This window comes from Pseudomonas lurida, assembly GCF_002563895.1.
In the GTDB taxonomy this organism is placed as follows: Bacteria; Pseudomonadota; Gammaproteobacteria; order Pseudomonadales; family Pseudomonadaceae; genus Aquipseudomonas; species Aquipseudomonas lurida.
The window spans coordinates 5885138-5897682 of the sequence record NZ_PDJB01000001.1 but is presented as its reverse complement, the minus strand read 5'-3'; the positions used below and the strand labels follow the sequence as shown (position 1 = coordinate 5897682).

The 12545-nt window shown below is 61.2% G+C and carries 17 protein-coding genes; 6 read left to right on the top strand and 11 right to left on the bottom strand.

Features of this window, described 5'->3' with window-relative positions; translation table 11 throughout:
- Positions 1–107 precede the first annotated feature (107 nt).
- Positions 108–830: a monofunctional biosynthetic peptidoglycan transglycosylase gene (gene mtgA / locus ATH90_RS26980; RefSeq protein ID WP_034109966.1), complete on the bottom strand. Its 723-nt coding sequence runs from the start codon at positions 828–830 to the stop codon at positions 108–110.
- 74 nt (positions 831–904) lie between these two features.
- Here mtgA and ATH90_RS26975 point away from each other — a divergent pair, with 74 nt between their 5' ends.
- The 4 genes from ATH90_RS26975 to trmB all read left to right on the top strand — a co-directional run bounded on the left by ATH90_RS26975 (position 905) and on the right by trmB (position 3156).
- Entirely contained in the window at positions 905–1282 is a 378-nt protein-coding gene (locus ATH90_RS26975; RefSeq protein WP_034109965.1) for a DUF423 domain-containing protein, read from the top strand.
- Between the two features lie 91 nt (positions 1283–1373).
- Entirely contained in the window at positions 1374–1574 is a 201-nt protein-coding gene (gene thiS, locus ATH90_RS26970; protein ID WP_015886354.1) for a sulfur carrier protein ThiS, read from the top strand.
- 52 nt (positions 1575–1626) lie between these two features.
- Positions 1627–2421 carry a thiazole synthase gene (locus ATH90_RS26965; RefSeq protein WP_034109963.1) on the top strand — a complete coding sequence of 265 codons (795 nt, stop codon included), beginning with the start codon at positions 1627–1629 and terminating at the stop codon, positions 2419–2421.
- A gap of 9 nt (positions 2422–2430) precedes the next feature.
- Positions 2431–3156, top strand: a complete 726-nt coding sequence (gene trmB / locus ATH90_RS26960; RefSeq protein ID WP_034109962.1) for a tRNA (guanosine(46)-N7)-methyltransferase TrmB — start codon at positions 2431–2433, stop codon at positions 3154–3156.
- 138 nt (positions 3157–3294) lie between these two features.
- On the opposite strand, the gene ATH90_RS26955 is transcribed toward trmB, so the two are convergent.
- From ATH90_RS26955 to ATH90_RS26915, 9 genes are all read right to left on the bottom strand, one after another.
- Positions 3295–3618 (bottom strand): DUF3392 domain-containing protein, encoded by a 324-nt coding sequence (locus tag ATH90_RS26955; protein WP_016972961.1) that lies wholly within the window; start codon positions 3616–3618, stop codon positions 3295–3297.
- Positions 3619–3635: 17 nt separating this feature from the next.
- Positions 3636–4838, bottom strand: a complete 1203-nt coding sequence (gene hemW / locus ATH90_RS26950; protein WP_098467517.1) for a radical SAM family heme chaperone HemW — start codon at positions 4836–4838, stop codon at positions 3636–3638.
- Positions 4835–5431 carry an RdgB/HAM1 family non-canonical purine NTP pyrophosphatase gene (gene rdgB, locus ATH90_RS26945; RefSeq protein ID WP_034109959.1) on the bottom strand — a complete coding sequence of 199 codons (597 nt, stop codon included), beginning with the start codon at positions 5429–5431 and terminating at the stop codon, positions 4835–4837. Before rdgB ends, hemW begins: the two co-directional genes overlap by 4 nt.
- Positions 5428–5862 carry a DUF4426 domain-containing protein gene (locus ATH90_RS26940; RefSeq protein ID WP_015886348.1) on the bottom strand — a complete coding sequence of 145 codons (435 nt, stop codon included), beginning with the start codon at positions 5860–5862 and terminating at the stop codon, positions 5428–5430. The genes rdgB and ATH90_RS26940 overlap by 4 nt, the downstream gene beginning before the upstream one ends.
- 21 nt (positions 5863–5883) lie before the next feature.
- On the bottom strand, positions 5884–6504 hold the full coding sequence (gene metW, locus ATH90_RS26935) for a methionine biosynthesis protein MetW (protein WP_034109956.1): 621 nt from the start codon (positions 6502–6504) through the stop codon (positions 5884–5886).
- A gap of 7 nt (positions 6505–6511) precedes the next feature.
- The gene (gene metX / locus ATH90_RS26930; protein ID WP_034109954.1) at positions 6512–7651 is read right to left on the bottom strand and encodes a homoserine O-succinyltransferase MetX; all 1140 of its coding nucleotides are present in this window, start codon (positions 7649–7651) and stop codon (positions 6512–6514) included.
- A gap of 135 nt (positions 7652–7786) precedes the next feature.
- Positions 7787–8377: a YggT family protein gene (locus tag ATH90_RS26925; RefSeq protein ID WP_034109951.1), complete on the bottom strand. Its 591-nt coding sequence runs from the start codon at positions 8375–8377 to the stop codon at positions 7787–7789.
- A 9-nt stretch (positions 8378–8386) separates the two neighbouring features.
- Positions 8387–9205, bottom strand: a complete 819-nt coding sequence (gene proC, locus ATH90_RS26920; protein ID WP_034109950.1) for a pyrroline-5-carboxylate reductase — start codon at positions 9203–9205, stop codon at positions 8387–8389.
- A 33-nt stretch (positions 9206–9238) separates the two neighbouring features.
- Positions 9239–9925, bottom strand: coding sequence for a YggS family pyridoxal phosphate-dependent enzyme (locus tag ATH90_RS26915; protein WP_098467516.1), 687 nt, complete (start codon positions 9923–9925; stop codon positions 9239–9241).
- A 57-nt stretch (positions 9926–9982) separates the two neighbouring features.
- On the opposite strand from ATH90_RS26915, the gene ATH90_RS26910 reads away from it, so the two are divergent.
- The gene (locus tag ATH90_RS26910) at positions 9983–11017 is read left to right on the top strand and encodes a type IV pilus twitching motility protein PilT (protein ID WP_034109947.1); all 1035 of its coding nucleotides are present in this window, start codon (positions 9983–9985) and stop codon (positions 11015–11017) included.
- A 146-nt stretch (positions 11018–11163) separates the two neighbouring features.
- Here ATH90_RS26910 and ATH90_RS26905 read toward each other — a convergent pair whose 3' ends face one another.
- Entirely contained in the window at positions 11164–11802 is a 639-nt protein-coding gene (locus ATH90_RS26905; RefSeq protein WP_098467515.1) for a C40 family peptidase, read from the bottom strand.
- A gap of 268 nt (positions 11803–12070) precedes the next feature.
- Between ATH90_RS26905 and ATH90_RS26900 the strand changes: the two genes are divergently transcribed.
- Entirely contained in the window at positions 12071–12481 is a 411-nt protein-coding gene (locus ATH90_RS26900) for an NINE protein (RefSeq protein WP_164403484.1), read from the top strand.
- The last annotated feature ends 64 nt before the right edge of the window (positions 12482–12545 follow it).

Genomic DNA, 12545 nt, shown 5'->3' with positions numbered 1-12545 from the left:
AATGTGGGAGGGGGCTTGCCTCCGATAGCAGAGTGTCAGTCGACATCACAGTGACTGATCCACCGCTATCGGGAGCAAGCCCCCTCCCACTTTTGTTTTGTGCTGTATCAGTCGGACCAGGGAGCCTTGCGGGAATTGTTCAGCTCCATCAGGTAGCCATCACCACCCAACTGACTCATCTGTTGGCGAATCCACGCCGCCCGCCGTGCCACATACGCCGTCGGATGGCTGGCACTCCACACCCGCGGGTTCGGCAATACCGCCGCCAGATAGCTGGCCTGCTGCCGTGAAAGGCCCTTGGCACTGACCCCAAAGTGATGCCGTGCAGCCGCTTCCGCGCCAAACACCCCTTCATCCCATTCAACGCTGTTGAGGTAGACCTCAAGGATCCGTTGCTTGGGCCACAATACCTCGATCAGGCCGGTAAACCAGGCTTCTAGGCCTTTGCGCAAATAACTGCGGCCCGCCCACAGGAACAGGTTCTTCGACACCTGCTGGCTCAACGTGCTGGCGCCGCGAATCGAGCCACCGCGTTCGTTGTGCAGGATGGCGGCCTGGATCGCACCGAAGTCAAAACCCCAATGCTGCGGGAACCGCTGGTCTTCACCGGCCATCACCGCCACCTTGAGGTCATCGGAGATCTCGTCCCACGGCACCCAGCTGCGCTGCAGGTCAATGGGTTCGCCGTCGAACCAGGATTCGACCTTGCGCTCAACCATCAGCGCGGTGAAGGGGGGCGGGACGACACGAAACAGCAGCACCAGCAGCACACTGCCGATGGCAAACCATTTCACGACGTTGAGAAAGCGTTTGAAGAGGAGACGCAGCATAGAGATGGCTTGGCCGAACCCGTTGAGCGGGCCATTATACAGACCCGGCCCTTTGAGTCTGACTGGAGTTCATCATGCTGCGTGGCTTTCTGATGTTGGCTGCCTTTTTCGGCTTCACCGGCGTTGCCCTTGGCGCCTTCGCCGCTCACGGGCTGAAAAACCGCCTGAGCGCCGAGTACCTGGCGATCTTCCACACCGGCGTGACCTACCAACTGGTGCACACCCTGGCGCTGTTCGGCGTGGCGCTGCTGGCGGCACATATCCCTGGCCGGCTGGTCGGTTGGGCGGGTATTTCGTTTGTCGTCGGTATCCTGCTGTTCTCCGGTAGCCTGTACGTGTTGACCATGACCGGGATCAGCAAGCTCGGGATCATCACGCCGTTCGGTGGCCTGGCGTTCCTGTTGGGTTGGTTCTTCCTTGGCTTGGCGGCGTGGCGCCTTCAAGCGGCCTGAAGCTTTCTGTTTGAAGCGGACCGGAGGACTTGGGTCATCACCGCCGATCACGCTAGAATGCTGGCCCCTAAAAACGATGGCGGCCCGTGGCATGCGCATTCAGTTGAACGGCGAATCCTTTGAACTGCCCGACGGTGAAACCGTTGCGGCCCTGCTGACCCGCCTGGACCTTACCGGGCGTCGCGTCGCAGTGGAACTCAACCTGGATATCGTCCCGCGTAGCCTGCACGCCGAGACTGCGCTCACCGAAGGTGACCAGGTCGAAGTGGTCCACGCCATTGGTGGCGGCTGATCGCGCAGCTTCCTGAATTCTGCAGAACCTCACCCCATTTCGAGGATTTCCCATGAGCATCGTTCGTAACGACAAGCCCTTCGTCCTGGCCGGTCGTACCTACCAGTCCCGTCTGCTGGTCGGCACCGGCAAGTACCGCGACATGGAAGAAACCCGCCTGGCCATCGAAGCCTCGGGCGCAGAGATCGTCACCTTCGCCGTACGCCGCACCAACCTCGGCCAGATCGAGGGCGAGCCGAACCTGCTCGAAGTGCTGTCGCCGGATCGCTACACCTTCCTGCCGAACACTGCCGGTTGCTACGACGCCATCGAAGCCGTACGCACCTGCCGCCTGGCTCGTGAGCTGCTCGACGGCCACAACCTGGTGAAGCTGGAAGTGCTGGCTGATCAGAAAACCCTGTTCCCCAACGTGATTGAAACCCTCAAGGCCGCTGAAACGCTGGTCAAGGAAGGTTTCGACGTGATGGTCTACACCAGCGATGACCCGATCATCGCGCGCCAACTGGCGGAAATCGGCTGCATCGCCGTGATGCCGCTGGCGGGTCTGATCGGGTCCGGCCTGGGTATCTGCAATCCGTACAACCTGCAGATCATCCTCGAAGAAGCGAAGATCCCGGTGCTGGTGGATGCCGGCGTGGGCACTGCCTCCGACGCGACCATCGCCATGGAACTGGGCTGCGACGCAGTGCTGATGAATTCGGCCATCGCCCATGCCCAGCAACCGATCCTGATGGCCGAAGCCATGAACCACGCCATCGTCGCGGGCCGCCTGGCCTACCTCGCCGGTCGCATGCCGAAAAAACTCTACGCCAGCGCCTCCTCGCCGCTGGATGGTCTGATCAAGTAAGAGCCATTGATGACTGAATCAAACGAAACGCCGAACACCGTGGACGCAGGCGACGAGTCCAAGCACCGCCGCATCAAGAGTTTTGTGATGCGCGCCGGTCGCATGACCGAAGGCCAGCAAAAGGGCCTGGAGCAAGGTACGCCGCTGTTCGTGCTGCCATTGGCCGATGCGCCGGTGGATTACGACCAGGTGTTCGGCCGTTCGGCCCCGCGTTCCCTGGAAATCGGTTTTGGCATGGGCCACTCCCTGCTGGAGATGGCCGCTGCCGCGCCGGACCAGGACTTCATCGGCGTGGAAGTCCACCGCCCTGGTGTGGGCGCTCTGCTCAATGGCGTGTTGACCCAAGGGTTGACCAACCTGCGGGTCTACGACTGCGACGCCATCGAAGTGCTTAACCGCTGCATCGCCGACAACAGCCTCGACCGCCTGATGCTGTTCTTCCCCGACCCATGGCACAAAGCCCGTCACCACAAGCGTCGCATCGTCCAGGCCTCCTTCGCGGAGCTGGTGCGCAGCAAGCTCAAGGTCGGCGGCATCCTGCACATGGCCACCGACTGGGAACCGTACGCGGAATACATGCTGGAAGTGATGAACGTCGCCCCTGGCTATCGCAACCTGGCGGAAGACGGCAAGTGCGTGCCACGCCCGGCTGAGCGCCCGATCACCAAGTTTGAGCGTCGCGGCGAGCGGTTGGGGCATGGGGTGTGGGATCTGAAGTTCGAGAAGCTGGCTTAATTCGCCACTGACTTGAAATACGACCCAGTGTGGGAGCTGGCTTGCCTGCGATGCGGATACCTCGGTGCATCAGTGGTACCGAGGTGATGCTATCGCAGGCAAGCCAGCTCCCACGTTTGTTTTGTGGTGTGCCTGGGGTCAGCGACGGTCGGCAACGACGCCAATCAATACCAGCACCACCACCAACACCGGTGCCAGGCTGTAGTTATTGAATTGGCTCAACCCCCGCACAATCCACGGCGTGGCATAGATCAACGCCGCGCCGCTGCCGATCATGCACACCAATGCCATCAACGGTACGCGCAACGCACCCGCGATGCTGCCCAAGCGCGCTTCCACCCAACCTTTGATATCGGCACCAAACAGCACCAGCAGGCAGCCGACGAGAGCCAGGGAGATTTCCGACAGGTTGCTACGGCTCCAGCGGGATACGGTGGCGAGCAGGTCGAGTACCAAATCCATTCGATTTCCTTAGAGCGTCAGCTCAAAAACTTCTGCAACAGGTCATTGAGAAAGAGTTGCCCGCGGTCGGTCGCCGCCAGGCGTGACGGTTCGACCTGCATTAAGCCACTTTGTTCTGCCTCTCGGCGGCCTTCATCGAGGCTCGCCAGGTCGAGGCCGGTACGCTCGGCGTAGAGCCTGGCGTCGACGCCTTTGGTGAGGCGCAGGGCGTTCATCAGGAACTCGAATGGCAGTTCTTCGTTGGTCAGTTCCTTCGCGCCGGCCTGAAAGCTTTTAGCCGGGTTGAGGTAGTCCTTCGGTGCACGGGTCTTCCAGGTGCGCACGATGCGCCCATCAGGATGGCTGAGCTTGCCGTGGGCGCCTGCGCCGATGCCAATGAAGTCACCGAAGCTCCAGTAATTGAGGTTATGTCGCGCAGGGCGACCCGGTTGGGCATAGGCCGACACTTCATATTGTGCATAGCCGTGTTCGGCAAGCAGCGCCTGGCCGGCTTCCTGGATGTCCCAGAGCGTGTCGTCTTCGGGCAGCGCGGGCGGCTGGTTCCAGAACACGGTGTTGGGTTCCAGGGTCAGTTGGTACCACGACAGGTGCGTTGGCTTGAGCGCGATGGCCTGGCGCAGGTCACCCAGGGCGTCATCCAGGGACTGATCGGGCAAACCGTGCATCAGGTCGAGGTTGAAGTTATCAAACCCGGCCTGGCGCGCCATGCCGGCGGCGCGCACGGCTTCGTCGCCGTTGTGGATGCGGCCCAGGGCCTCGAGCTTTTCCTGCTGGAAGCTCTGGATGCCGATGGACAGGCGATTGATTCCCAGCTTGCGATACGCGACGAATTTTTCTTGCTCGAACGTCCCGGGGTTGGCTTCCAGGGTGATCTCGATATCGCGGGCAAACGGGATGCGTGCTTCCACGCCCTTGAGCAGGCGGCCCAGCGCAGCGGCGCTGAACAGGCTCGGCGTGCCGCCGCCAAAGAAGATCGAACTCAGCTCGCGGCCGTAGACCGCGTGCAGGTCCTGATCGAGGTCGGCCAGTAGCGCGTCCACGTACTCTTCTTCCGGCAGTACTTTACTGGCGGTGTGGGAGTTGAAGTCGCAATAGGGGCATTTGCGCACGCACCAAGGGATATGGATATACAGCGCCAGGGGCGGCAGCACAGGCAAGGCCGCCCGAGGTGTTTGCGCGCCACCGTGGATCAGTGGTTGCGCAGAGGTGTTCTGGGTCATTTCAGGCTCAGGCGTTGGCGCAGCAAATCCATTGCGCGGGCGCGGTGGCTGATCTGGTTCTTGTCGGCCGGGCTCAGTTCGGCGCTGGAAACGTTACGCTCCGGTACCCAGAACAGCGGGTCATAGCCAAACCCATGCTCACCGCTGGCCGCATGCAGGATGCGCCCGTGCCACAAGCCTTCGCACAGGATCGGCAGCGGGTCGTCGGCATGCCGAACCAGTGCCAGCACGCAGACGAACTGCGCACCGCGTTCAGCGTCCGGCACGTCCTTGAGCGCATCCAGCAGCTTGGCGTTGTTGGCGGCGTCGCCCTTGCCGTCGGCGTAGCGTGCCGAATAAATGCCCGGTGCACCACCGAGGAAGTCGACCGCCAGGCCCGAGTCATCCGCCAGCGCCGGCAGGCCGGAGAGGCGTGCGGCATTACGCGCCTTGAGGATAGCGTTCTCGACGAACGACAGCCCGGTCTCTTCCGGCTCCACCTGGCTGAACTCGCCAATCGAGCGCAGTTGCACGGCGTCGCCGAGCATGGCCTGCAGTTCTTTGAGTTTGCCGGCGTTATGGCTGGCCAGTACGAGTTGGGTAAGGTTCATCATTCGGCCGGAAACAGTTCCTGGTTGAATTGGAAACTATGGGCTTTGCCCCCGGTTTCAACGTTGATGGTAAACGTCTTGTATTCGCGCTGGGTCACGGCGTAGGGCGCGAGATAATTGATGCCACCTTTTTCATTGATTTGCTTGAAGGTGAGAATCTCGCTCTTGCCGCCCAAATCCTTGATGGTGCCCGTCACTTGCGCGGCCACGGGCGTCACGCCCTTGATCACGGTCACGTTGATCAAGCCCTTCTCCTTGCTGCGTACCACGCCGACCTTCTGGGCGGTTTCCGGTTGCAGGAAGCTGGAGGTGAACGTGTTGTAGTGAACAGTGATATCGCCGAAGTCTTTCTTGCGATTAGCGTCGATAGCGTCCGCAGCCATGGCGCTGGCGCCCAGGCATGCGGTCAATAGAAAAACAGCCAAACGACTCATGATCGTCCCTCTTGAAAATGATTAGACGGCAATCTTGTGGTCTGTCAGGCCAGGGCTGCTGACCCGGTAAATTCCGATTTCGCCCAACAGATTGGGCCATAGCTTACTCGCCCAGCCGTGGCGATGCTGTTGATCGACGGCAAGGCGGTTGATCACCTTGGCTTCACGCTCACTGCACAGGGCTTCGAAGTCTTCGAAGGTGCAGAAGTGGATGTTCGGCGTGTTGTACCACGTGTACGGCAGGAAGTCCGACACCGGCATGCGGCCCTTGGTGGCCAGGTACCAGCGGCAGCGCCAGTGGCCGAAGTTGGGGAAGGTGATGATGCACTGGCGGCCTACGCGCAGCATTTCGTCGAGGATGCGGTCTGGGTAATGCACCGCCTGCAGGGCCTGGGTCATCACCACGATGTCAAAGCTGTTGCTGGCAAAGTTGCCCAGGCCCTTGTCCAGGTCCTGCTCGATCACGTTGATGCCCTTGGCCACGCACTGGGCGATGTTGTCCGGGTCGTTTTCCAGGCCATAGCCGGTGACTTGCTTGTTGTCGCGCAGCCAGCTCAGCAGTTCGCCATCGCCGCAGCCAAGGTCGAGCACGCGGCTGCCGGCGGGGATCCAGTCTTGGATGATTTCCAGGTCGGCTCTCATGGCGTTCTCACACAGTAATTCGGTTCATGTAGTTGCTGAACGCTTGCAGGTAGCGCGGGATCGGGATCAGGAAGGCGTCGTGGCCTTGCGGAGCATCGATCTCCAGGTAGCAGACGTCTTTGCGCGCGGCCATCAGCGCGTCCACCAACTCGCGGGAGCGCGCCGGCGAAAAGCGCCAGTCGGTGGTGAACGACATCACGCAGAACTTGGCCGTGGCGCCCTCGAAGGTTTTTGCCAGGTCGTCGTCAAAGTTGGCCGCCGGGTCGAAATAGTCCAGGGCCTTGGTCATCAGCAAATAGGTGTTGGCGTCGAAACGCCCCGAGAACTCTTCGCCCTGGTAACGCAGGTAGCTTTCTACCTGGAATTCGACGCTGTGGAAGTCGTAGTTGAGCTTCTCGCTCTTGAGGCCACGGCCAAATTTCTCGCCCATGGAGTCATCGGACAGGTAGGTGATGTGCCCGACCATGCGCGCCAGCATCAGGCCGCGCTTGGGGATCACACCGGCTTCCTGGAACGAACCGCCATGGAACTCCGGGTCGGTCAGGATCGCCTGGCGCGCCACTTCGTTGAAAGCGATGTTCTGCGCCGATAACTTGGGGGCCGAGGCAATGGCCAGGCAATGGCGTACCCGATCCGGGTAAGTGATGGTCCACTGCAGCGCCTGCATGCCACCCAGGCTACCGCCGATGACGGCGGCCCATTGGCTGATGCCCAGCAAGTCGGCCAGGCGCGCCTGGCTGTGCACCCAGTCTTCCACGGTGAGCACCGGGAAGTCGGCGCCGAAAGGCTTGCCTGTCTCAGGGTTGAGGCTGCTGGGGCCGGTGGAGCCGTTGCAACCACCGAGGTTGTTCAGGCTGACCACAAAGAACCGGTTGGTGTCGATGGGCTTGCCGGGGCCGATGCAGCTGTCCCACCAGCCGGGCTTGCGCTCGTCGACCGAGTGGAAACCGGCCGCGTGATGATGGCCGGACAAGGCGTGGCAGATCAGCACGGCGTTGGTCGCCGTGGCATTCAGTTGGCCGTAGGTTTCGTAGATCAGGTCGTAGGCAGGCAGCGAACGGCCGCAGGCCAGGGCCAGCGGTTCGCTGAAGTGCGCCACTTGGGGCACGACCAGTCCAACAGAATCGGGGGGAAAGGCAGCTGGCATCGACCCTGCTCTCGTTCAAATGAGGCGTAAGTCTAAAGAGCGGGAACCCCAGCGGCAAGCAAAGGCCTGCGCGGATTGAATTCAATACACCGATACGAAATGCAGGAGCCGGCAGGCCGGCTCCTACAAGGGGCGTCAGATCAGCAAACGCAGGATTTCTGGCATCCCGGTCATGGCGGCCAGGTTGTTGATCACCAGCATGTCCAGCAACTTGAGCACCATGAACGCCAGGATCGGCGAGATATCCAGGCCGCCCAGGTTCGGCAGCAGGCGGCGGAACGGTGCCAGGGCTGGTTCGCAGATCTGGTTCACCAACTCGGCACCCGGGTTGTGGCTACCTGGAGCGACCCACGACAGGATCACGCTGATGATCAGGGCGAAGAAGAAGATCTTCAGGAACAGCGCGGTGACGCCGATGATCGACCAGATCAGCAACTGTACGAAATTGCCGGTAGTGCCGTAGGTCAGCAGCAGGGTCAGGGCCATCAAGGCTAACTGCACCAGGATCGCCAGCACCAGCGACGACATGTCCAGGCCGAACAGGCTCGGGATGATCCGGCGCAAAGGCTTGAGCAGCGGCTGGGTGGCCTTGACGATGAACTGGCAGAGCGGGTTGTAGAAGTTGGCGCGCACCAGTTGCAGCACGAAGCGCATCAGTACGATCAGCAGGTACAGGCTGCCGAGGGTTTGCAGCACGTAGACGGCTGCGGTGTTCAGACCAATCATGTTGGCTCCTTATTTGCCCAGTTGTTCGGCGAGTTCCGCCGAGCGGTGCGCAGCGGCACCCAATGCTTTTTCTACCAGGGCTTCAAAGCCCCCGGCCTGGAACGACTCGATGGCCGCCTGTGTGGTGCCGCCGGGAGAGGTCACGCGGCGGCGCAACTCAGCGGCGTCCACATCGCTGGCGACCGCCATATGCGCGGCGCCCAGGGCGGTCTGCTCGGCCAGTTGCTCGGCAACGTCCTTGGACAGCCCCAGCTTCACCCCGGCGGCGGTCATGGCTTCGATCAGCAGGAAGAAATAGGCCGGGCCGCTACCGGACACCGCGGTGACCGCGTCCAGTTGCTGCTCCTGTTCCAGCCACAGGGCAATGCCCACGGCTGACAGCAACTCCTGCGCCTGGCCGCGTTGTTCGGCGGTCACTTCGGCGGTGGCGTACAACCCGCTCACGCCTTGGCTGACCAGGGCTGGGGTGTTGGGCATGCAGCGCACGATCGGCTGGGCGCCGAGCCAGTTGTTCATGCTGGCGCAGGTGATGCCGGCGGCGATGGACACCACCAACTGCTGCGGCTGCAGGCTCGCACGCAGGTTTTCGCACACAGCCTTCATGGCCTGTGGCTTCACTGCCAGCACAATCACATCGACGCCACGGATGGCCTCGGCGTTGTCGGCAAAGGTTTCAATGCCGTGCTCGGCGCTGACGCGTGCACGGGTGTCGGCGCCGGGGTCGCTGGCGCGGATCTGCGCGGCGTCCAGGCCCTTGGCCCGCAGGCCTCCGATCAGGCTGGCCGCCATGTTACCGGCGCCGATAAAGGCAATACGCGTGTTGCTCATGACAGGTCCTTACTCAGATGGAAGTCAGCCATTTCATGGCTGGCCGTAGTCGCGGGCGCCAAACAGGGCGGTACCAATCCGCACCCAGGTAGCGCCTTGGGCGATCGCCGACTCCAGGTCGTGGCTCATGCCCATGGAAAGTGTGTCCAGCGGCAGGTTCAAACGGGCTTGCAGCTCGCGCACGGTGGCGAACGCTGCGTCTTGCGCGGCACGATCTTCGGTCGGCTCGGGGATTGCCATCAGGCCACGCAACTTCAGGCGCGGCAGGGCGCTGATGGCGTTGGCCAGGGCCGGCAGGTCGGCGGGCGTACAGCCGGACTTGCTGGCTTCGCCACTGACGTTGACCTGGATGCAGATGTTCAGCGGTGGCAGGTCGGCCGGGCGTTGTTCGGACAGGCGTTGTGCAATTTTGAGGCGGTCCACGGAATGCACCCAAGCGAAGTTCTCGGCGATAGCGCGCGTCTTGTTCGATTGAATGGGGCCGATGAAGTGCCAACTCAAGGGCAGGTCGGTTAATTCGGCCTGTTTGCCCAGGGCTTCCTGCAGATAGTTCTCGCCAAAGTCGTGCATTCCGGCGGCGTAGGCTTCGCGCACGGCCTGTGCGGGCTTGGTCTTGCTCACGGCCAGCAGGTGGATGCTGCTTGCGTCACGTTGCACGGCGTCGGCTGCGGCGCGGATGCGCTGGCTAACCTGGCCGATGTTGTCTGCTATCGTCGACATTCAAGATGCGCCCGTGGATATGGAGTCCGCGGCATTCTACTGGAAATGGAAAGCCCTATGGATATCACAGAATTACTGACGGCCAGCGTGCGCCGTGGCGCCTCCGACCTGCATTTGTCGGCGGGCCTGGTGCCGATGCTGCGGGTGGATGGCGAGGTGTGGCCTTTGGATTGGCCGGTGCTTTCAGCGCTGCAAGTGGCGGACCTATTGAGCCCGCTGCTCAATCAGCACCAACAAAAGGATTTCGAAACATCTCTTGAAACGGATTTTGCCTTCGAGTTGCCCGGCGTTGCGCGGTTCCGGGCAAATGTATTCCAGCAGGCGCGTGGCATGGGCGCGGTGTTTCGCACCATCCCGTGCGAAGTCCGGAGCCTGGAAAGCCTTGGCCTTGGCGAAGTGTTCCAGCGCATCGCCCAGCTACCCCGTGGCCTGGTCTTGGTGACCGGTCCTACCGGCTCGGGCAAGTCCACCACCTTGGCGGCGATGATCGACTTTCTCAATCAGCATCGGCGTCAGCACATCCTGACCCTCGAAGACCCCATCGAATTTATCCACACGCCCAAAATCGCCCTGATCAACCAGCGCCAGGTGCACCGCGACACGCATGACTTTTCCACAGCGCTGCGTTCCGCGCTCCGGGAAGACCCGGACGTGATCCTGGTGGGTGAGTTGCGCGACCTGGAAACCATCCGCCTGGCGCTGACGGCGGCCGAGACCGGGCACCTGGTATTTGGCACCCTGCACACCACGTCGGCGGCAAAGACCGTAGACCGACTGGTGGACGTGTTCCCGGCCGGAGAAAAGGCCATGGTCCGCTCGATGCTGTCCGAGACGCTGCAGGCGGTGGTGTCTCAGGTTCTGGTGAAGAAGGTCGGCGGCGGGCGCGTGGCCGCCCATGAAATCATGTTGGGCACACCGGCCATTCGCAATCTGATTCGCGAGGACAAGGTGGCGCAGATGGTTTCGGCGATCCAGACGGGCGGGGCGCTGGGGATGAAGACGCTGGACATGAGCTTGAAGGCGCTGGTCGGGGCAGGAGTGATCAGCCTGGAAGCGGCGCGGGAGAAGGCGAGGGTGCCTGTGGATATCTAGCGAACGCTGATATCAATGTGGGAGCGGGCTTGCCTGCAATAGCGCACTGCCGGGCTACATGCCTGCCACTGACACAGCGTCATCGCAGGCGAGCCAGCTCCCTCATTTGATTGCATTTCAAACAGGGAGGCTGGTGCCTGTGGGTTCTAGCGCTGTACGACCCGCAGGCTGCTGTTCTGCTCTTTCGGCAGAACGCGCTTGGCAATCACGTAGTTCTTGTCCCAGAACGGCTTTTTCAGCGTGTCGATGCTCACCGACTTGCCACGACGCGGCGCGTGGATGAACCGGTCGTTGCCCAGGTAGATGGCAACGTGGTTTACCTGGCGGCTCTTCAGTTTGAAGAACAGCAGGTCACCTGGTTTCAGGTCCTTGCGATCAACCTTCTGCCCATGGCCGGCGGCCATGGCGTTGGAGGTGCGCGGCAAATCCACGGCGGCTACGTCGTTGAACGCATATTTCACCAGGCCACTGCAGTCGAACCCTTTACTTGGGCTACTGCCGCCCCAACGATAAGGCGTACCCAGCACGTTGACGGCGCGGCTGAGGACGGTGCTGCTCTGCTTGGTGTTGACGGCCATCAGGGCCGGGTTGGCTTTGCCGTGGGCCTTGCTCAGTTGAGTCGGGCGGTTGACGGTCAGCTTTACCGATTTGGCCGTGCTTGGCGTGCTGTGGACTTTAGGGGTGAAACCGTTAACGTTAGGAAGTCGTTGCTCACGATTGGTGGCGTGGGCGGCCAGTGGCATTAATAGGCAAATGGTTAGCCATGTCTTGAAAAATGGTCGCATTAGGCGTGGCTCTTATGGGTTTGCGCGCAACTTTATAACAGCTTTTTGTGTCGTTCTCAGGCCGTTTGTCGACTGAACCTTGACGTCAAAATCAGGAAAAACGCGACTATTCGCCGCAATTGTCCTACACAAGTCAGGTGGCATAAGGCTTTCAGGGGAGGGAAGATACCATTTGCCGTACGTCGGGCGCCTGTAAAAAAGTCACAAAGAAAGTGAAAAAATTTATCTATCGAGGCAAAAGAGGTACGCGATGAACACCTATCAACAGATTGGTTCGCAGCAAGATACCCACAGCAAGGTGATCGGTTACCTGTTGTGGATTTTCGGTTTTACCGGGGCGCACCGCTTCTATTACGGCAAGCCGGTGACCGGTACGATCTGGTTTTTTACCTTGGGCTTGCTGGGCATCGGCTGGTTGATCGACCTGTTCCTGATCCCGGCCATGGACCGTGAAGCGGACCTGCGTTTTACCGCGGGGCCCATCGAATACAACGTGGCCTGGATTCTGTTGGCGTTTCTCGGTGTGTTCGGCGTGCACCGCATGTACCAGGGCAAATGGATCTCCGGACTGATCTACCTGCTGACCGGCGGCTTGTTCCTGGTGGGGGTGCTGTATGACTTCTGGACGTTGAACACGCAGATATCGATCCGCAATGCCGAGCGCAACGCCGGACGGTAAGTCTGCACACAATCAAATGTGGGAGCTGGCTTGTGTGGGAGCAGGCAAGCCAGCTCCCACATGG